Raw genomic sequence first — 19,895 nt, forward strand, 5'->3', positions numbered from 1 at the left:
CCCGCGCCCGGCTCATCCGACAGCGTGGGTTCCGAGCACGAGCAGCCAGTCGTGATCACCGCCGGCGTTGGCACCCGGTGTCGTCATGGTCGCGGCAGGGTTCGTCGACGTGGCCTCGCCCGTCGTCGGGTCGACCCACCACGCACCCGCACCCTCCGCCAGCCGGTCGACATCGAGCGTGATCGTGCGGTCCGTGGGGACGTAGACGAGGGCAAGGTCGCCGTCGGGGCTCACGGCCGCCGTCGCCAGGTCGGTCTCGAGCTGGTCGGAGGCGTCCGGGTTGCCGCCGATGCCACCGGTCAGCAGATCGCCGGAGTCGGGGACGAGCGTCCACCACGGCAGGGAGGCCACGACGTCACGGATCCGGGCCACCTGCTGGGCGCCCTGCGAGTGCAACCGGTCCTGCCACCCGGGCAGGAACTCCCAGTCGTCGGTGCCGTAGACGTCACCCGGAGAACCGGACGTGATCGCCCACAGCACCTGGCGCCGCAGGGTCTCCGTCGTGGTGGGCTCGTCGCCCATGTTGTTCTCGCCCTCGTAGTTCGTCTCCCCCAGCAGGGCGGGGCGCACCGGCGCGGCGTCGTACGCCTCGCGGACCGCCTCGTAGACCGGTTGGTAGGTGTAGACGAAGTCCCAGTCGACGAGCGGCCCCCAGTGCGGATCCTGCCCCGCGAAGCGCACGGAGATCAGCTGGGCCGAGAACGGACGGTCGTCGCCCGTGGAGCGGATACCCGCCTGCACCGCCTCGAGGCACGCGTCGTCGTCCGCGTCCGGCGTGTAGTCGCCACCTGCCATCCACAGGATGTTCGGCAGGTCGGCCGCCCACGCGCCCACCATCGCTCCGTACTCCCGGCAGACGTCGACCGACGGCGACCCGAAGGGTTCGTCGATCGTCCAGCTGTCCACCGGGTAGAGCAGCACCGTGAGCCCGAGCTCGGCGGCACGCTCCAGCGTCGCGTGCGCCCGATCCCAGTACGCGGCGTTCCACCGGGTGACGTCGCCGTCGGCGAAGGGCAGCAGCCCGTCCACGGTCGCGCCGTCGGCCGACGGTCCCCCGTTGGCCGGGTTGCCCAGCAACGAGACGACGAGCGTGTTGAAGCCCTGGTCCGAGCGGGCGGTCAGATAGGTCTCCGCCTCGTCGGGCAGCAGGTCCACCAGCAAGGACCACGGAGCGTCCCCGGCCACCAGGATCGGCGTGCCGTCCTGGTCGACGAACGACCGCCCGTCGGCCGAGACGGCCGTGACGAAGCGGGGCCGGCCGTCCGCGGTGCTGCGGGCCGTGGACGGCTCGACGGACCTCAGCGGCGCGCCGGCGGCCGGTGGCCTCTCGTACCAGCCGTCCTGGGTCGGCGTGGCCGGTCTCAGCTCCCGGTAGACGACGGCAGCACCACCGAGGGCGACGGCGACGAGGACCAGCACGACGATGAGGCGCCTCATGGCACGAACCGCTCGGCCGACCGCAGACCGAGCGCCGCCCGGACCCGGTCGTCCTGCTCCCGCACCGCCGCGCGGTCGTTGGCGGCGACGGCCCGCACGTGCGACGACTCGGCGGTGTAGTCGGCCAAGATCTGGCGCACCTGGGCGACGACGGTCGCGAGATCGTACGAGTCGCGATCGTGCGCCCGCTCGTCGCCCGTGCCGGGTGGAGCGTAGTGCGCGGCGAGCGCCGCCTGCTTGCCGGAATAGCCCGTCGCGACGACGGGTACCCCCTCGCTCACCGCGGCGACCAGGTTGTGGTACCGCGTGGCGACCATGGCGTGGCACCCCCCGAGCGCGTGGGCGACCTGCTCCACCGTGCGTGCCTCGCTCAGCTCGACGGCCGCCCCCGGGTCGTCGTCGACCACCCGTGCCGCCGTCTCGCGGGCGACCCGCAGGTCCAGCTCCTCACCCGTGACCACCCGGACCCGCACACCCACGTCGAGCAACGCTCGCACCAGGTCGACGCACCGGCCCGTGTACGTCTCGCGATCCGTGTCGCGCTCGGTGCCGCCCCAGTCCATGACGCCGACGGCCACCACGGGGTCGGTCTCCACGCTGCCGGGCGAGGGTGCGGTGGCGACAGGATCTCGGGACAGCACGAGATCGGGCACCACCGTGACGGTGCGACGCACTCCGAGCTCCACGAGCGCCCTGGCGGACCCCTCGTCGCGCACGGTCACGACGTCCGCCCACGCGAGCGTCCGTGCGAAGAACCACCGCACGCCCCAGGAGCCGCAGGCGTCGACTCCCACGCTGAGCAGTAGCAGCGGTCGGCGCAGCAGTCGTGACCATGCGGCGAGCCAGAACAGCGAGAACGCGATCCCGCGCGGGCGCTGCCCCTCGCCCTCGAAGATGCCCGTCCCGGGGATGACGACGGCGTCCACCGAACGCACCGTACGCCCCAGGTGCGCGACGTCGGCCACGCGACCCCACAGGCTGCTCAGCCCGTGGCGCGGGCCGCTCGGGTACCGGATCTCCACCGCCTCGACGCCGTGCTCGGCGGCGACGACGGCGGGCAGCTGCGCCACAGCCAGCGGCCGGGCGTCCGTGCCGTCGAGCAGGCGCAGCCCGGCGGCCAGCGAGGCCTCGTTCCCGTAGTTGCCGGTGCCCGTCTCGCCGAAGAATGCGACCCGCCGCGCCGGCCTCATGCGGTCCTCCGGCGGTTCCCCACGATCCCGACGTCCTGAGGCAGCCGGACGAGGTCCCCGGCGATGGAGCGCCACCCGGGCACGGTCCAGCGGCCGAGCACGGTGGCGACGCACCGGGCGCGCTCCGCGACGTCGAGGGGGGCCGCTGCCACCGCGTGGAGCAGCAGCGCCGTCGACCGCGAGTAGGGGAACACCGTGCGCGGACGGTTCGGGTTCACCCAGGCGGCCTCCGAGGCGCGGTCCCCGCCATGCCGTTCCTCGTGGGCGCGGATGTGCAGCAGCCCGCGCTCGGGCACCACCTCGAGGCGTCCGGACAGGGCGAGCGCCGCGGGCAGCACCATCTCGCCCGCCGTCGAGACCTTGATGCCGCCCGCCGCACGGGCCGCAGCCGTGCGCATCAGGCCGAAGCCGACCTGGCCGACCATGCGCCGCAGCACTGTGGCCAAGCGCCGGTGCGGGGTCGCTGCCGCCAAGCCCTCGGCCAGCTCGGCGTCACCGTCCTGGTGCTCGCCCACCTCCCGGTCCTGCGGGTCGACGAGCACCACCCGCGGGACGGCGCACACCGCCCCCGTGCCCGCGTCGTCGAGCACCTCGACGCTACGGCGCAGCCACGTCTCCTCGCGCACGTCGTCGTGGTACGCCCAGGCGAACAGCGGCGAGCGCGCGTGGTCGAGCAGCCACGCCGCGTTGCGCCCGCCACCGATGTTCACCTCGTGCCGCACGTAGGAGAACCGGGGGTCGCGAGCCGCGACGGCGCGGGCGATCTCCTGGGTGCCGTCCGTGGACGCGTTGTCCGCCACCACGACGGCGAAGTCGTCGACGTCCTGCCTCTCCAGCGCCGCCAGCGCCCGGGGCAGGTAGCGCTCGCCGTCGTAGACCGGTACGCCGATCGTGACACGCGGTGGGGCGGTCATGTGGTCACTCCCCTGCTCGCGAGCCTGGCCAGCACCTCGTCGTAACCCTGCAGCGTCTGTTCCCGCGCGGCGTCGATCCACGATCGGATGTCGCGCGACAACGCGTCGCGCTTGTCGAGCAGCGCGTCGAGCGACCCGACGAGCTCCTCGGGTCGGAAGGTGTGGACGCCGACCCGGTAGGCGCCGAGCCCCAGGTCTTCCGACAGGATCCCGACCTTGTCCGCGTGCTCGACCGCCACGAAGGGGATCGAGTTCAACGCGGCGGCGATCAGGATGTGGAACCGGCTGCCGACGACTGCTCGCGCACCCGCGAGCTCCCGCAGCAACTCGTCGAAGCTGCGCGGCACCCGCAGCGTGACGGTTGCTGAGGCCTTGTCTCTCGTGGCCTCCTCGACCACCTGGCGCGCCACGGCCACGTCCGCGGCATCGGACACGACGACGTGCACCCGCTCCCCGCGGTCGAGAAGGGCCGCGACGAAACGGCTCATCTCGCCGCGATATCGCCGACGCTCGTCATCCGTCGCCTGGGCCGCACCGGAGGCGGACGGAACGTCGATGACGCTCACCACCACGGGACCGTCAGCGGCTCCCGGCCCGGGCGAGGGGACACTTGCCCGACCGGTCACGACGTCTTCCATCAGCACGTCCCGGGACGTATCCACACCCGCAGATCGAACGGCCTCGAGCGTGACCACGTCACGGTACGAGCGGACGCACGCCGTTGCTGCGGCTGCACGTACGGTCCACCGGGTCAGCCGACGGGTGTACCGACTTCCCCCGACGGCGAGCCACACGTAGGGGGTGCGTCGGCACCGAGCCGCCACGCCGGCGAGGAGCAGCGAGAGGAGCGTCCCTCGGGGCAGGCCTCCGTGGCCCGCCTCGAGCGCACCCGTGCCGGGGACGATGATCGCGTCGAAACGGCCCGCGATACGCAGCAGGTGCATCAGGTCCAGAGCGAGGCGAACGACCTTCGCTACGCCGGAAGCGTGCAGCGGACCGCGATAGGTCCACGCCGCTCGGGCATCCCACGCAGGCTGGCCGAGCACCTTCTGCGCGGCGGCCGGTTCGCGGCTGAGGATCGTCACGTCGACATCGCCCGGACCGGCCTCGAGCATGCCGATCACCTGTGCCGCCGATGCGTCGTTGCCGATGCTGCTCACACCCAGCTCCGCCAGCAGCGCCACCCGGGTGGTCATGACGTGCCCGCCCCCAGATCCAGGCGCTGCTTGCGCACAGTGAACCCCTCGGCGTACGTCGACCGGCACTCCATCCCCCGCAGGCGCATCAGACCCAGGAAGGTCTCGTCGTCCCACCAGTCGCGGCCGGTCTGGGAGGGATAGTGCTTGGACAACAGCTCGACCTTGCGGCGCGCGTCCGCGGAGCCGACCGGGACGTACGTCGTCACACGGCGCAGATCGCCGTCCCACTTCGGGATCTCGTACTCGAGCACCAGCGCGTCGCGCCACACGGTGGGCACCAGCTCCCCGACGAGCCGATGGTCCTGGTGCGCGTCCTGCGGGCTGGGCGCGAGCACCAGGTCGATCCTTCCGTCCGGCTCGAGCTCGCGGGCGAGGCCCTCCAGAGCGTCCTTGACGGCACCCCAGTGCTCCGGGAGCCGGCCGTCGGCCAGCGACCAGAACCGGCTCGTCGCCCCGGGACTGAACGCCTGGGCCGCCGCCTCGGCCTCGGCACGCCGTTCGGGGCTCCCGGTGAGGGTCGCCACGACGACCTGCGCCCCCCCGCGCGCCGCGAGCGCCAGGAGGGTGCCGCCGCAGGCGATCTCGACGTCGTCGGGGTGCGCCGCGACGCACAGCACCCGCAGGTTCCCCTCCGGCAGCCCGAGCCCGATCATCGTGCCGTGCTCGACCCGCTCAGCGCCGGCGCGAGGTCGCGGTCCGCTGCCGGGACGGGCGCCACGGCCGCAGGGGTGGAGGGGCTGGCGGTGAGGGGGCGCAGCGTGCCGGCGGGGTGCTCCCACACGGCCCAGGGCCGGTGGCCGCGCCGGTCCATCTCCTCGAGCATGTTGCGTTCCTTCAGGGTGTCCATGGGCGCCCAGAACCCGTCGTAGCCCACGGCGCGGAACCGTCCGTCACGGGCCGCGCCGACGCACCCGTTCATGACCAGGTCGTCGCCCTCGTCCAGGTAGTCGAAGATGCCCTGGCGCAGCACGAAGTAGCCGCCGTTGATGCACATGCTCATGCCGGCCACGGGCTCGAGGTCGCGCATCGTGCCGTCCGCGTCGTACCGCACGACGTGGAACGAGTCCTGGGGCGGCACCGCCAGCAGGGAGCCGACGGCGTCCGTGGCGACCAGCTCGTCGATGATCTCGTTCATCGGCGCGTCGGTGAGCACGTCGCCGTAGTTCGCGAGGAAGACGTCGTCGTCCTCCAGGTACGGACGCACCCGCCGCAGTCGCTCCCCGATCGGCGTGTCGATACCGGTGTCGACGAACGTGATGCGCCAGTCGCTGATGTCGCTCGCGAGCAGCTCGATCTGCTCCCCGCCCTTCGTCAGGACGAAGTCGTTGGAGTGCGTCTCGGAGTAGTTCAGGAAGTAGTCCTTGACGGCCGTCGCGCCGTACCCGAGGCACAGGATGAACTCCGTGTGCCCGAAGTGTGCGTAGTACTTCATGATGTGCCACAGGACGGGGCGTGATCCGATCGAGGTCATCGGCTTGGGCAGCGACTCCGAACCGGAGCGCATGCGCATCCCCAGTCCGCCGCAGAACAGTACGACCTTCATGACCCGACCTCCGTCGTCGCCCGACCGGCAGCGTCGCCGGCCTCCTCGCTCGTGCTGGTCCCGGACCGCGGAAGCGCGTCCGGCAATCTGCGCGGGGCGGCCAGCTCGCGCATCGCCGGCGCCACGGGCCTGCCCCGCAGGAGTCCTTCGGTGGTCCCCGCGCTGACAGCCCGCGCGTAGACGGACAGCGCGCCGCGCACGGCCTCCACCGTCCGGTCGACGTCGGCATCGGTGTGCGCCGCCGAGATCACGAACGACTGGGCCAGCACGCCCCGCGAGAGCAGCTCCTGCAGGAACAGCGTGCGGAACGCCTGCGACGGGTTGCCCTCGTGGTCGCGCGTGCCGAAGACCAGGCACGACGCCCGGCCCATGACCGTCACGTGATCGGACATCCCCGCATCGGCCACGGCCTCCTCGACGCCGGTGCGCAGCCGCTCCCCCTGCGTCTCCATGACCCCGACGACGTCGCGCTCGGCGTACGCGTCGGCGACGGCCAGGTAGGCGGCCAGCCCGGTCGTCTCCGCTCCGTGCGTGGTCGAGAGCAGGAACGCGCGTGACACGTCCGTGTTGAGCCCGCCCACCTCCATGAGGTCGGCGCGGCCCGCGAGCGCCGAGACGGAGAAGCCGTTGCCGAGGGCCTTGCCCCAGGTCGAGAGGTCCGGGACGACGCCGTAGACGGACTGCGCCCCGCCGGCCGCCCAGCGCATCCCGGTGATCATCTCGTCGAAGATCAGCACGAAGCCCTCGCGGTCGGCGAGCTCGCGCAGGCCTTCGAGGAATCCGGGCGCGGGCTCCGCCGTCGCGGTGGCCTGCTCCAGGATCAGGGCCGCCACCTGGCCGGGATGTGCGTCGAGCATCGCCCGCACGGAGTCCAGGTCGTTGTACCGGAAGCCGACCGTCAGGTCGCGGTGGGCCTGGGGGATCCCGGCGGACATCGCCGTCGTCGAGACGAACCAGTCGTCGGTGGAGAAGAAGGGCTGCGTGCTGCAGATCGCGACGAGGTCGCGTCCGGTCGCGACGCGTGCGAGCTTGACCGCAGCCGTGGTGACGTCGGAGCCGTTCTTGGCGAACTTCACCATCTCGGCGCCCGGCACCTGGTCGAGGAACCGTTCCGCGGCCCGCAGCTCCCACACCGTCGGCCGGGAGAAGTTCACTCCGTCCGCGGCCGCTCGCGTGACGGCTTCGACCACGGGACGGTAGCCGTGCCCGAGCGTGACCGCCCGCAGGCCCATGCCGTACTCGACGAACCAGTTGCCGTCGAGGTCCTGCACCCGTGCGCCGTCGCCGCGCACCAGGACGGGCGCCATGTGCTCGGGGTACTGGTCGGAGCCCCGTGCATAGGTGTGCGCACCGCCCGGGACCAGCTCGTGCAGCCGCCGCTGCGCTGCGGCCGAGGCCGTGAAGCCCTTCGGCGTGAGGTCCGGCTCCGAAAGGAGACCTGGTGTGGGGTTTGCTGCGACCTGGGTCATCTCGTTGCTCCTCGCCGTGGAAGCCCTGAACGGTCCAAGTCTGCGCACCGGCCCACGAGCGGTGGAAGGCGGGAGCCCCAAGTTCACCCGGCCGACCGGCTCCCGCCGCCGGATTTCATCCGCTCGGCCTCAGCCGGACTCGGCCCAGCCGTCCTAGCGTATGAGCCATGAAGATCACCGAGACGTCCATCCCCGGGCTCGTCGTCTTCGAGCCGACTCCGCACCGCGACGAGCGCGGCTACTTCTCGCGCACCTTCGACGTGGCGGTCATGGCCGAGGCAGGCATCGACCCTGCGGGTTTCAAGCAGGAGAACCAGTCACGGTCCTATCAGGGCGTGGTCCGCGGTCTGCACGGCCGGTCGAACAAGGGCGAGGCCAAGCTGGTGCGCTGCGCGCACGGCGCGGTGCTCGACGTCGCGATCGACGCCCGCCCCGACTCGCCCACGTTCGGGCAGATGGAGACGTTCCTCCTGGACGACCAGCTCTGCCGGCAGGTGTACATCCCCCGAGGATTCCTGCACGGGTACCAGGCACTCACCTCGGTCACGGACTTCGTCTACCGCATGGACGACTTCTACGGACCGGACGAGGACGTCACCGTGAGCTTCGACGACCCCGACCTCGCCGTGCCGTGGCCCGCCCCCGTGACGATCGTGAGCGAGCGCGACCGCCACGCCACGTCGTGGGCCGACTTCCGGGCGTCCCTGGGCCGCTGACGCAGCGGGGCCACACAGCTGGCCCCAGGACGAAGGGCCGGGACGCCCACGGCGTCCCGGCCCTTCGTCGTCGGGTCAGACGGGTTCGACCTCGCGGGGCATCGGGTCCAGGACGACCCACCGTCCACCGTTCGCCTCGACCTGCGGCAGTGCACGACGCACCTCGTCGAGCAGATCGGGCACGAACAGCAGCACCCGCTCGGGCCGGAGCCCGACGAGGTCGTCGGGCGAGACGATGGGGATGCGGTTGCCCGGCATCGTCCGGCCGTGCTTGGCCGTCGAGGCGTCCGCGATCGCCACGACGTCCGTCGCCTCGATCCCCGACGCCCGCAGGAGCGCCGAGGTGCGGGAGGCAGCACCGTAGCCCGCCACGCGCAGTCCACGCGCCGTGGTGTCGGCCAGGTACTCGCCGATCGCCGCGACGGACTCGCGCAACGCGGTGCCGAGCCCGGCCACCGACGAGGGTTCGAGGACTCCCTCCGCCGTCTCGCGTTCGATCATGGCCGTGACGTCCGGCGACTGCTCGCCCCAGCGGGAGCCGTCCTTGGCGAGGGCCAGCATGATGGTGCCCCCGTACAACCGGTACTCCCAGGCCCCGACGGCCGTGAGCCCGACGTCCGCCGCCATGCGCACCAGGGCGGGCGTCGAGTAGTAGGCGAAGTGCCCGTGGCGCAGCGCGTTCCAGATCCCGCCCCGCATGATCGCCGCGAGCGTGTGGTACTGCATGAGGAGGACCCCGTCGTCCGCCAGCCGGTCACGACGCTCGACCAGAGCGGCCCGCTGGTCGGCGTCGTGCATCATGCCGAAGATGTCGACGATGAGTTCCGCGGGACCCTCGGTGACCTCGACCATGTCGCGCCGGGCCAGCTGATCGACCCAGCTGCCACCGTGCGGGCTCGGGTACTCCAGGACGCGCGTGCCCCGGCGGACGAACCCGGCCGCCTCCGCCTGGTCGACGGCCGCCTCCGCCTGGGCGACGAGCGCAGCGGGTTCGACCCCCCGCGGCTCCTCCGGCGTCGTGGGGTCGGCCTCGAGCTGTGCCAGGCCCGTCGACGTGCCGAGCACCATGCGCAGAGGGTGCTCCGGGTCGGGCGTGGCGTCGGACGGGGCGGGGAAGAGGTCGGCCGGTGGCTGCATCCCGAGGTCGAGGACGACCACGCCCTCGGGAGAGCCGTTCCAGCGGTCCCGCCAGTCGCTGTCGGGCAGTGACTCGTCCGCCGCGCTCTGCGGGGTCGAGGCGGACGTCGCGATGTCGGTCATCGGGTGCTCCAGGTTCTTCGTCCGGGTCGGATGTCTCGTGCGCTCGGTCAGCTCAGGCGAAGGGTCGCCAGGTCGAGCCGACCGGTGTTCGCCAGGCGGCGGATGCGTTCGAGGCGGACGAATCGCTCGCCCTCGAAGTCCTCCGCCGTCAGACCACGGTCTCCGGCGTCCTTCCAGATCTCCCGGATCCCGTCCGGGACGGTCCATCGAGGCGCGGCGGCGGGCAGCTGCTCCCGGATCTTCGTGAAGTCCACGCGGTAGTTGCGCGCGTCGGCGCCGGCGCCCTCGGCGAACGTCACGGGAGCCCCGGTGATCTCGCTGACCTGCTCGGCCACGGTACGGATCTGCACCACGTCCTCGTCGCGGCCCACGTTGAACGCCTGGTCGTGGACCACCTCGCGGGGTGCCTCGAGCGCGGCGAGGAACGCCCGTGAGATGTCCTCCACGTGCACGAGCGGACGCCAGGGCGACCCGTCGGACGCGAGCCGGACCTCACCGCGGGTGAACGCCGTGCCGGTGAGGTTGTTGACGACGATGTCGGCGCGCAGCCGACGCGACGAGCCGTAGGCGGTGGCGTTGCGCAGGTAGGTGGGCGAGAAGCTGTCGTCGGCGAGTTCCGTCAGGGCCTGCTCCGACCTGATCTTCGACTCGCCGTAGGGCGTCACGGGGTGGAACCCGGCGTTCTCGTCGACGGGCGCGTCACCGGCGGCACCGTACAAGGAGCAGGACGACGAGAACAGGAACCGGGTGACGCCTGCAGCCTTGGCCGCCTTCGCCATGTGCACGGCACCGTCGGTGTTGACGGAGTACGTGGCCTCGGGGTTGAGGTGACCCAACGGGTCGTTGGAGATGGCCGCGAGGTGGATCACGGCGTCGAACCCCTCGAGATCCTCGGGCTGCGCATCCCTGACATCACCGGTGCGCTGCTCGTACCCGCCCACCGGGGACCCGAAGTCGCAGCCGTCGTACCAGCCGGCGTCGAGCCCGACCACCTCGTGACCCGCCTCCTGCAGGAAGGGAACGAGCACCGCTCCGATATACCCACGGTCACCGTCGACGAGCACTCTCATGGCAATCTCCCGATCTGCGGCCTGCTGTGTCGTGCACCCGTCGCCAGGCCACGTGAGGGCGGACATGACGCCCGCGACTTCGACGCTAACGAGTGCGCGCGGCGACCGTCAGGTCCTGGCCGGGTGAAAACGGCCGGCCACCGGGTGATTGAGCCGGATCGACGTTCCGCCGGGAGCGTCGGCACGTGAGGATCGGACCATGAGGATCCTGCGCGTCTCGCACAGCGCCGTCGTCGACGCCTGGCGCGAGCGGGAGCGCGAGCTGCGTGCGCTCGGCCACGACGTGCGGCTGGTGTCCGCGCGCGTGTGGGACGAGGGAGGCCGTCGGGTCCGCCTCGAGCCCCGCGCCGGGGAGCCGGTGCGCGGTGTGGCGACGTGGGGCCGGCATCCCGCACTGTTCCTGTACTCCCCCGGGCCGCTGTGGCGCGCGCTGGGCGAGCCGTGGGACGTGGTCGACGTGCACGAGGAGCCGTTCGCCCTGGCCACGGCCGAGGTGCTCGCGTTGCTGCGCCTGCGGGCCACGCTCTCCCGACGCTCCGCACCACCGGTCGTGCTCTACTCCGCCCAGAACATCGCCAAGCGCTACCCGTGGCCGTTCCGCGCCCTCGAGCGTGCTGCGCTGCGCAGCGCGGCGGGGATCTCGGTCTGCAACGACCGTGCGGGGCAGATCCTGCGGCGCAAGGGTGCCCGCGGCGTCGTGGCGACGATCCCGCTCGGTGTCGAGCTGGCCGACCAGGCGTCCGGCACGACCCGGGCCGCCCCGCCGGATGCCGGCCCGCAGGCGGTGCACGTCGGGTACGCCGGCCGGCTCGCGGCGCACAAGGGCGTCACCGTGCTGCTCGACGCCGTGGCCGCGGACGAGCGGCTGCACCTGGACGTCGCCGGGGACGGCCCCCTGCGCGACCTGGTCGCCGAGGCGGCGGACTCCAGCGCCCGCGTGCGGTGGCACGGCTCGCTGTCGGGGCCGGCCCTCGTCGAGTTCTACCGCGGCCTGGACGTCCTCGCCGTGCCGTCCCTGGACACCCCGGGCTGGGTGGAACAGTTCGGGCGGGTCGTGGTCGAAGCGATGGGGTGCGGCGTCCCCGTCGTCGTCTCGCGCTCGGGGGCGCTGCCCGACGTCGTCGGCGACGACGGCGCCCCCGGCGGCGAACCGGCCGGAGGGCTGCTCGTCCCGCCCGGCGACGCCGACGCGCTGCGGACCGCCCTGCTGCGGGTCGGCACGGAGCCCGGCCTCGCCGACCGGCTGCGCGCGGGAGGCCTCGCACGGGCCCGCTCCTGCTCCTGGCCCCGGGTCGCCGCACGGTACGACCGGCTGTACCGCGACGTCGTCGACGGTCCGCAAGATGTCGGGGACCGGCCGCTGCCCGAGGTGCTCGTCGTCGCCTACGGCCGGCCCGACCTCCTGCGCCGGGCGCTCGAGCCGTTGGCCGGCAAGTTCCCGCTGACGGTCGTCGACAACTCCTCGCTGCCCGAGATCCGCGCCGTCGCCGAACACTTCGACGCCACCTACCTCGACCCCGGTCGGAACCTCGGCTTCGCCGGGGGCGTCAACACCGGACTGGCGCACCGACGGTCCACGGACTCCGACGTGCTGCTGCTCAACCCGGACGCCGTGGTCGATGCCGACGTCGTGGTCCGGCTGCAGGAGGTGCTGCACACCCGGGACGACGTCGCGAGCGTCGGCCCGGCCCAGGTCGACGCCGCCGGCAGGCCCGCGCGGGTCGCATGGCCCTTCCCGTCACCGGTCCGCTCCTGGGCCGAGGCGCTCGGGCTCGGACGCCTGCTCAATGACGGGCGCCGTGGCACGTTCGTCATCGGATCGGTGCTGCTGCTGTCCGCGGATGCCCTGGCCGAGGTGGGACCGTTCGACGAGCGCTTCTTCCTGTACGCGGAGGAGACCGACTGGGCCTATCGCGCGAGCACGGCGCGCTGGCGGCACGTCGTCGCGGACGACACCCGGGCGCTGCACCTCGGTGGCGCCACCAGCGCCGACCCGGCCGGCCGCGAGCGCATGTTCCACGCCTCCCAGGAGCGCTACCTGCGCAAGCACTTCGGGTCGGCCGGGTGGACCGCGGCGCGCCTCGCCCAGATCACCGGCTCTGCGGTGCGTGGCCTGCTGCTCCCCGGCGAGCGGGGCGCCGAGGCCCGCCGCCGTCTCGGGCTCTACCTCCGCGGGCCGGTCTCGGCCGCGAAGCGCGCCGACGGTCGCTGCGAGGTGGCGGCATGAGGCGCCTCGGCCGTTCCGCCGGGCTGATGCTGGTCGCCGTCGCCGTCGCCGTCGTGCTCGTCGTCCTCGGGGCCGCGTCGGTCCTCGACCAGCAGTACGCGGGCCTGGCCGCCGTCGCGATCCTGGCCTGCGGGCTCCTCTTCCACGATCCGATGTCGCTGCCGGTGCTGGCGATGCCGGCCGTCGTGATCGTCGAGCGCTTCGGCGCCGGGGGGATCGACCTGACCATCTCCGACATCGTGCTGTTCGGGGCGTTCTGGATCGCTCTCGTGTTCGCACCCCGCCCCTTCTCCCGGCCGATGCGATCGATGCTCTGGCTCAACGCCCTGTATCAGGTGGCGACGATCTTCACCGTCATCGCCAACCCCTACCAGGCCAACACCGTCGAGTGGTTCCATGCCTGGGTGCTGATCAGCGGGGCGCTGGTCGTCGGGTGGGCCGTGGGGCGCAGCGGTCATGCGCGCCTCGGGATGACGTTGTTCCTGGCGGCGTGCGGAGTTCTCGCGGTGTCGACGCTCGTGCAGTGGGCCGGCCAGGTCGCAGCAGGGAACTTCGGGGCGGTGTACCCGACCTGGCCGTTCGGCATGCACAAGAACTTCGTCGGCGACGTCGTCGCGTTCGCCGCGGTCGTGGCCTACGCACGGCCGTCCTGGATGGGATGGACCAAGCGCTGGGCACTGCCCATGTTCTGGCTCTGCACCGCCGCCGTCGTCGCCTCGCAGGCGCGCCAGGCCATGGTGGGTCTGGCGGTCGCCCTGGTGATCCTCGTGCTACGACCGGAACCCGGACGTCGGCACTCCAAGCTCATCCTGCTCGCCGTCGCGGTCGCGGGCGTCTACGTTCTCACGCTGGTCAACGACCAGCTCGAGTCTGGCAACGAGTTCAACTCCGCCTACCAGCGGCTCACCTGGTACGAACAGGCCCTGTCGGTGTGGAACCAGAACCCCGCCTTCGGCGTCGGCCTGCGCTGGTGGACCGCCGGACGTACCGACTACGAGTTCCAGCCGCCCAACGCCGAGCTGGAGGTGCTCACCTCGGCCGGAGCCGTCGGACTGGCCGGCTTCCTCGTGATGTTCGCCGGGATGTTCGTGGTGCTGTGGCGCATGGACCGGCGCTACGGGTCGCTCGCGCTCGCCCTGGTCGCCTCGCGGCTCGTCCAGGCGCAGTTCGACCTGTTCTGGGTGGCGATCCAGTCCTCGGTCCCGTTCCTGCTGGCCGGTGTCTGCCTGGGGGTGCAGGCCCGGCACGCCGCCGGGCCGCCGACCGGCCGGGACCTGCAGGACGGGACCGAGGACGAGGCCCTCGAGGACCGGGCCGGGCCGTCCGAGGCCGCGGCCGCCGCGGGGCGGGACGACGAGCCGGCGGCACCGTCCCGCGACGAGCGCCGTGCAGCGGAGGTCCGGCGATGAGGATCCTGCACGCGGTGGTCTCCGACGCGTTCGCGGGGGTCGAGCGCCACGTCGCTCGGCTCGCGCGGGCCCAGAGCGCCGCCGGGCTCGACGTCCACGTCGCCGGTGGCGCCACGGACGCGATGGTCCGCGAGCTGGACGGGTCTCGGGCCACGCACGCGTCCGCCGGGTCGATCAGCGAGCTGGTTCGCGACCTGCGCCAGCACCGCGACCTGGCGGACGTCGTGCACGTGCACATGACGGCGGCCGAGATCGCCGCCACCCTCGCACTGGCGGGAAGGCCCCGCGGCCGACCCGCCGTGGTGAGCACCCGGCACTTCGCCCTGACGCGCGGGCACGGGGTCACCGGCCCGGTCGTCGCCGCCGTCGCCCGGCATCGGGTCGACGCTCAGATCGCGATCTCGCGGTACGTCGCTGCCGGCATCGACGGATCCTCGGCCGTCGTCCCGGCCGGACTGGACGCCGCGCCACCGGGGCCCGCGGCCCGCGAGCGCGGCCGGACCGTGCTGCTCGCGCAACGGCTCCAGCCGGAGAAGCGCAGCGACGTCGCGATCCGCGCGTTCGCGCAGTCCGGCCTCGCCGCGGAGGGCTGGACGCTCGACGTCGCCGGCGACGGCGCAGAGCGCGAGCGCCTGGAGCGGCTCGCCTCGTCCCTCGGGATCCTCCCGGGTACCAGCGTCCGTTTCCTCGGGCACCGCGCCGACGTCGCGGAGCTCATGCGTTCGGCCGGGATGCTCGTCGCGCCGTGCCCCGTCGAGGGCCTCGGCCTCAGCGTCCTGGAGGCGATGGCCGCCGGTCTTCCGGTCGTCGCCTCGGCCGCCGGTGGTCACCTGGAGCTCCTCGACGGCGTCGGCCGGGCGTGCCTGGCACCTGCCGGCGAGGCGGACGCCACCGGTGACGCCCTGGCCGTCCTCGGGGCGGACCCGGGGTTGCGCGACGCCGTGGCCGCGCGTGCCCTGACCCGGCAGCGACAGCGGTTCACCCTCGCCGCTCAGGCGAGCGCCACGACGGACGTCTACCGTCGGGTCCTGCGTGCCGCCCGGACGCCGCGGACCAGGTCTCGCCCCGCGGTGCGGGCATGAGCGGCACCGGCCACGAGATCGTCGTCGTCTCGCTCGAGTCGTGGAACGAGGTCTGGCGCCGCAACCAGTATCTCGTCGCGGAGATGCTGCGCGCCGATCCCGGGCTGCGCGTGCTGTTCGTCGAGCCTCCGGCCGACCCGCTGCACGACCTCCTCAGCCGTCGCCGACCGGGGCTCGGCCGGCCCGTGCGGCAGATCGCCGCCGTCGACGGCGTGGGGCCGGGCAGGCTGCACACCGTGCGCCCGACGAAGCTCCTGCCCCGGCGCATCGCCGCTGGTGGGGACCGACGCCGCGCGCGGTCGGTGGTGCGGGCCGCTCGTCGGCTGGGATTCAGCACGCCGACGCTGTGGATCAACGACCTGGTGGGCGTCGATCTGCTCGAGGCGACGGACTGGCCGGTGCTCTACGACGTGACCGACGACTGGCTCGCCGCCGACCGCGCCCCGGCCGAGCACCGCCGGCTCGCGAGTGCGGAACGGCGGGTCCTGGCCGGGGCCGCAGCGGTGACGGTCTGCTCGCCCGCACTGGCGGCGAGCAAGGGCACCGACCGCCCCGTCACGCTGCTCACCAACGGCGTCGACGTGGGACGTTACGTGCGGCCGGCCCCCCGGCCCGCCGACCTGCCGGCCGGACGTACCGCGCTGTACGTCGGCACGTTGCACGCCGACCGCCTCGACGTCGACCTGTGCGTCCGCACGGCCGAGGCTCTCGGTCGGGAGGCCACGCTCACCCTCGTCGGCCCGTCGGCTCTCGGCACGCCCGACGAGGACCGCCTGAGGTCGGCCGGCGTCGCGCTCCTGGGTCCACGACCGTGGAACGAGGTTCCGGCCTACCTGCAGCACGCGGACGCCCTCGTGGTGCCCCACGTGGTGAACGCGTTCACCGACAGCCTCGACCCCATCAAGCTCTACGAGTACCGCGCCGTGGGCAGGCCGGTGGTGTCCACGCAGGTGGCGGGGTTCCGCGACAGCACCGACAGGCGGGTCATGGCCGTCGACAGTGCGCGTTTTCCCGAGGCGACCCTGGCCGCCACCAGGGTCGCGCCCCCGGCGCGCGACGTCCCGAGCGACCTGCCGACCTGGACGGGCCAGGCCGCTCGGATGGCGCGGGTCGTGGACGAGGTCAGGACGGCACGGGAACGGCGCCGGGGCGGTGCGGCCGACGGCCGTGCCGGAGTCGGCAGGACCGGCTGACGTCAGTCCTCGGCGTCCCGGGACCTCCGCACGGGCTGCCAGACCGGACTTGGCCTGCGTGCCGCGTGGCGGTTCTCCGCAGGTCTGCGGCTGCGGTCACGGGGGTCGGGCGTGACCTCGCCGGTCGGTGGGATGACTGCCGGAGCGGGCGCCGACGACGCCGACGCCGGGCTCCGCAGGGCGACCGGCACGGACACCGCGGCACGCCCCGCGGCGGCGTCGGCCGTCGAGGCGTCGGCCGTCGAGGCGTCGGAGGCGGAGCTGTCGGGCGCGGAGCCGGGGCCCTTCGTCCCGTCGGCGCGGGGCTCCGGCACGGCGGCCGACGACACCGATGCGGAGGCGGCCGACGTCGTCGAGTCGGCGGACTCGGCCGCCTCGGGTGAGGAGGACGAGCCCGAGCTCGCGGACAGGTGCGGCGCCACCGCGGCGGACGACGCGGATCCGGCCGAGGCGGCCGACGGTGCCGAAGCGGCAGATGCCGGCGCCACGTCCGGTCCGGCGGCCGGGCGGGACTCCCCGTCGCCGTAGACCGATGCGTACTGGGTGCGGCGGTCGCCCTTGACCCCGGACAGCGCGAGGCCGGAGATCGCCACGTCGTTGATGCGCAGGCGCTGGACGGCCTCGGCCAGCACCACGCGGTCCGTGCGGCCCGCCGAGGCCAGGACGACGGCTCCGTCCGCGTACCCGCCGAGGATCGTCGCGTCGGCCGCGGCGAGCACGGGAGGTGCGTCGATGACGATGACCTCGGCCCGTTCGCGCAGCCCGTCCACGAGCCCACGCACCTCGGCCGTGGCGAGGAAGTCGGCCGGGTCCATGTGCACGTCCGGGACGGGCTGCAGCTCCAGGTTCGGGACCGTCGTCGGGCGCAGCGCGGTGGCATCACCGGACCAGCCCTCCGGGGCGGGCAGCCACTCGTCGAGCTGCGGACGGCGCAGGTCCGCGGAGAAGACGATCGTCCGCTGCCCGGACAGGGCCCACGACGCCGCCAGGTTCGCGACGATGAAGGCGCGCGGTGCCGCGGGGTCGGCCGCCGTCACCATGATCACGCTGTGCTCGCGACCTCCGAGCGAGACGCGCACGGCGGTGCGCAGCTCACGGATCGACTCGGTGAAGGGCGATGCCGCGCGGCTGGTGATCGGGAGCTGCGACGTCCCGCCGGCCTGCTTGGCAGCCTCCCTGACCCCGTACAGCTCGGCCAGCACGTTCACCTCGCTCACCGCGGCGGCCTCGTCGGCGGAGCGGACGTGGAAGTCCAGACCCCGGCGTGCGAACGCGAGCCCGACACCCGCGACCAGGCCGAGGATCGCCGCGAGCGCCAGCACGCTCGCCGGGGACAGACCCAGGGCGACGGCCGGCGTGGCCGTCGTCAGCACCGAGCCCGGCTCGACGATCGACTGCAGCGTGCTGCGCTGCGCCGAGACCGCCTGGTACTGCGCCACGATGGACTCCTGCTCGGCGTTCGCGAGGGGGTCGTTCTTGTTCACACGGAGCTGCCCCTGAACCTCCTCGAGCTGGCTGCGGAGCGCGTCGCGCCTCTCGTCGAGCGCGGCGATCTGATCGTCCCGGACCGTCGGGAGGTAGCCGACGTATGCCGAGGCGAACGCGTCGGCGATCTCCTCGGCTCCCCCGGGAGAGGCGGCGTCCGCGATGATCGTGACCGTCTGGGCGTTCGCGTCGTACTCCGCGTTCACCGCGTTCGTCAGGTCGTCCGGCGAACCCGGGTACCCGAGCTCGTCGGCAGCGGCCCGCGCCACCGGGTCAGAGGTCACCACCAACGGATCGATGCTCCCCAGGGCGGCGACGGCCGTGTCGCCGGTGATCGAGTCGGCCGAGTTGATCTGGACCACGGCCGAGGACTCGTAGACCGTCTGCAGCCGGTCGAGGTAGAGCCAGGCGCCGGCCACCACGAGCAGCACGGCGACGAGGACGTAGTACTTGCCCGCCCAGACGACCTGCAGGAAATCACGCACGGTCACCGGTGGACACCTCTTCCTCGTCGGCGCGTGGGCCCGCGACCCGTCCGCGTGGCTCCGAGCCTACCGTCGCCACGACGGACCGCACGATCCCGCGCAACCGGTCGGCGAAGCGTTCCTCCGAGAACGAGGCCACGTGCTCGGTCAGGACGGCCGGGGACCAGTCGGCCCGCAGGACCTCGTCGGCCGCCTCGGCGAAGGCCCCGGGCTCCGGGACCGGGACGTGGCGGCCCGTCACGCCGTCGACCACGGTGTCCAGGTAGCCGCCGGCGCCGAGCACGACCGACGGCCGGCCGAACGCTCCGGCCTCGAGCGGCGAGAGTCCGAAGTCCTCGTACGAGGCGGCGACCAGGGCTCCGCAGCTGCGGTAGAGCCAGCGCAGCTCGTCGTCCTCGACCCTCCCGGTGAACGTGACCGGGGCACCGGTGGCGATCCGTTCGAGCCGTGCACGGTCGGGCCCGTCACCGACGACGACGAGCCGCGGCCCGCCGAGCAGGCTCGCAGCCCGGATCAGGACGTCGACGTTCTTGTAGGGCAGCAGGCGCGCCACGCAGAGCAGGAACCCGGGCTCCAGGCCGGGCACCGCCCGCTCCTCGCCGGCGGGCATCATCGCCGGGGGCGGCGGGAGGATCTCCGCCTCGATGCCGTAGGCCGCGCGGACGGCGTCCCGCGTCACCGTGGAGTTCGCGAGGTAGACATCGGCACGGGCCGCGGCCGCCGCGTCCCAGCGACGCAGCCGCGGCGTCAGCATCCCCAGCGCCGCGCCCGCCAGGGCGGTCCGCCCCCGGTCGAGCAGACCGCTGGCCTCCTGACCGGACAGGTAGCGGTCCCGCTGGTAGAGCCAGCGCGCCGGGGCGTGGCAGTAGACGACCGTCCGCCGCGCCCCGCGATAGCCGTGCGCCCAGCCCGTGGAGCTCGCGACCAGGACGTCGCCCTCGACCGCCTGGGCATCGACGGCACCAGGGAGCAAGGGCAGGGCGAGGCGGTGGTGCCGACGCAGCACGCCCCAGCGATCGAGGCGGGAGGTGCGCAGGTCGACGTCGGCGAACTCGGGGAACGTCCCGGCCGGGTCGTAGAGCGTGGTGTGGAGGGGCGCCTCCGGGAAGGCGCGGGTCATCGCCAGCGCGACACGCTCGGCCCCGCCGCGCTGGGTGGCGTAGTCGTGGGCGAGGGCGACCTGGACGGTCATGGACCACCTCCTTCCTCGAGCATA

At 73.2% G+C, this 19,895-nt stretch carries 16 protein-coding genes; 5 read left to right on the forward strand and 11 right to left on the reverse strand.

Going from position 1 to position 19,895, the window contains the following annotated elements; translation table 11 throughout:
- Positions 1–12: 12 nt before the first annotated feature.
- Genes ACIQLL_RS11775 through ACIQLL_RS11805 form a run of 7 tightly spaced genes read right to left on the reverse strand, consistent with a single transcriptional unit; the run spans position 13 to position 7,752 of the window.
- Positions 13–1,437 carry an apiosidase-like domain-containing protein gene (locus ACIQLL_RS11775; RefSeq protein WP_402467088.1) on the reverse strand — a complete coding sequence of 475 codons (1,425 nt, stop codon included), beginning with the start codon at positions 1,435–1,437 and terminating at the stop codon, positions 13–15.
- Positions 1,434–2,627, reverse strand: a complete 1,194-nt coding sequence (locus ACIQLL_RS11780; protein ID WP_402467090.1) for a polysaccharide pyruvyl transferase family protein — start codon at positions 2,625–2,627, stop codon at positions 1,434–1,436. Before ACIQLL_RS11780 ends, ACIQLL_RS11775 begins: the two co-directional genes overlap by 4 nt.
- Positions 2,624–3,541 carry a glycosyltransferase family 2 protein gene (locus tag ACIQLL_RS11785; protein WP_402467093.1) on the reverse strand — a complete coding sequence of 306 codons (918 nt, stop codon included), beginning with the start codon at positions 3,539–3,541 and terminating at the stop codon, positions 2,624–2,626. Before ACIQLL_RS11785 ends, ACIQLL_RS11780 begins: the two co-directional genes overlap by 4 nt.
- Positions 3,538–4,737, reverse strand: a complete 1,200-nt coding sequence (locus tag ACIQLL_RS11790; protein WP_402467095.1) for a polysaccharide pyruvyl transferase family protein — start codon at positions 4,735–4,737, stop codon at positions 3,538–3,540. Before ACIQLL_RS11790 ends, ACIQLL_RS11785 begins: the two co-directional genes overlap by 4 nt.
- Positions 4,734–5,393: a PIG-L deacetylase family protein gene (locus ACIQLL_RS11795; RefSeq protein WP_402467098.1), complete on the reverse strand. Its 660-nt coding sequence runs from the start codon at positions 5,391–5,393 to the stop codon at positions 4,734–4,736. The genes ACIQLL_RS11790 and ACIQLL_RS11795 overlap by 4 nt, the downstream gene beginning before the upstream one ends.
- A complete protein-coding gene (locus ACIQLL_RS11800) occupies positions 5,390–6,283 on the reverse strand; it encodes a glycosyltransferase family protein (RefSeq protein ID WP_402467100.1) in 894 nt (297 codons plus the stop codon). The genes ACIQLL_RS11795 and ACIQLL_RS11800 overlap by 4 nt, the downstream gene beginning before the upstream one ends.
- The gene (locus tag ACIQLL_RS11805) at positions 6,280–7,752 is read right to left on the reverse strand and encodes a glutamate-1-semialdehyde 2,1-aminomutase (protein WP_402467102.1); all 1,473 of its coding nucleotides are present in this window, start codon (positions 7,750–7,752) and stop codon (positions 6,280–6,282) included. Before ACIQLL_RS11805 ends, ACIQLL_RS11800 begins: the two co-directional genes overlap by 4 nt.
- Before the next feature lie 167 nt (positions 7,753–7,919).
- On the opposite strand from ACIQLL_RS11805, the gene rfbC reads away from it, so the two are divergent.
- Positions 7,920–8,468: a dTDP-4-dehydrorhamnose 3,5-epimerase gene (gene rfbC, locus ACIQLL_RS11810; protein ID WP_402467105.1), complete on the forward strand. Its 549-nt coding sequence runs from the start codon at positions 7,920–7,922 to the stop codon at positions 8,466–8,468.
- A gap of 75 nt (positions 8,469–8,543) precedes the next feature.
- On the opposite strand, the gene ACIQLL_RS11815 is transcribed toward rfbC, so the two are convergent.
- Together ACIQLL_RS11815 and ACIQLL_RS11820 are read right to left on the reverse strand one after the other, a co-directional pair.
- Positions 8,544–9,728, reverse strand: coding sequence for a class I SAM-dependent methyltransferase (locus ACIQLL_RS11815; RefSeq protein ID WP_402467107.1), 1,185 nt, complete (start codon positions 9,726–9,728; stop codon positions 8,544–8,546).
- A gap of 47 nt (positions 9,729–9,775) precedes the next feature.
- A complete protein-coding gene (locus tag ACIQLL_RS11820; protein WP_402467109.1) occupies positions 9,776–10,798 on the reverse strand; it encodes an NAD-dependent epimerase/dehydratase family protein in 1,023 nt (340 codons plus the stop codon).
- Positions 10,799–10,997: 199 nt separating this feature from the next.
- Between ACIQLL_RS11820 and ACIQLL_RS11825 the strand changes: the two genes are divergently transcribed.
- Genes ACIQLL_RS11825 through ACIQLL_RS11840 form a run of 4 tightly spaced genes read left to right on the forward strand, consistent with a single transcriptional unit; the run spans position 10,998 to position 16,709 of the window.
- Positions 10,998–13,025 (forward strand): glycosyltransferase, encoded by a 2,028-nt coding sequence (locus tag ACIQLL_RS11825; protein WP_402467112.1) that lies wholly within the window; start codon positions 10,998–11,000, stop codon positions 13,023–13,025.
- Complete coding sequence (locus ACIQLL_RS11830; RefSeq protein ID WP_402467114.1) at positions 13,022–14,434, forward strand: O-antigen ligase family protein; 1,413 nt, start codon at positions 13,022–13,024, stop codon at positions 14,432–14,434. Before ACIQLL_RS11825 ends, ACIQLL_RS11830 begins: the two co-directional genes overlap by 4 nt.
- A complete protein-coding gene (locus ACIQLL_RS11835; RefSeq protein ID WP_402467117.1) occupies positions 14,431–15,516 on the forward strand; it encodes a glycosyltransferase family 4 protein in 1,086 nt (361 codons plus the stop codon). Before ACIQLL_RS11830 ends, ACIQLL_RS11835 begins: the two co-directional genes overlap by 4 nt.
- Complete coding sequence (locus tag ACIQLL_RS11840; RefSeq protein ID WP_402467120.1) at positions 15,513–16,709, forward strand: glycosyltransferase; 1,197 nt, start codon at positions 15,513–15,515, stop codon at positions 16,707–16,709. The genes ACIQLL_RS11835 and ACIQLL_RS11840 overlap by 4 nt, the downstream gene beginning before the upstream one ends.
- Positions 16,710–16,711: 2 nt before the next feature.
- Here the strand turns inward: ACIQLL_RS11840 and ACIQLL_RS11845 are convergent, their stop codons facing one another.
- Positions 16,712–18,685, reverse strand: coding sequence for a polysaccharide biosynthesis tyrosine autokinase (locus tag ACIQLL_RS11845; protein WP_402467123.1), 1,974 nt, complete (start codon positions 18,683–18,685; stop codon positions 16,712–16,714).
- Positions 18,672–19,871 carry a glycosyltransferase gene (locus ACIQLL_RS11850; RefSeq protein WP_402467126.1) on the reverse strand — a complete coding sequence of 400 codons (1,200 nt, stop codon included), beginning with the start codon at positions 19,869–19,871 and terminating at the stop codon, positions 18,672–18,674. The genes ACIQLL_RS11845 and ACIQLL_RS11850 overlap by 14 nt, the downstream gene beginning before the upstream one ends.
- Positions 19,872–19,895: the final 24 nt, after the last annotated feature.

The organism is Isoptericola aurantiacus (assembly GCF_044769875.1).
Classification (GTDB): domain Bacteria; phylum Actinomycetota; class Actinomycetes; order Actinomycetales; family Cellulomonadaceae; genus Isoptericola; species Isoptericola aurantiacus.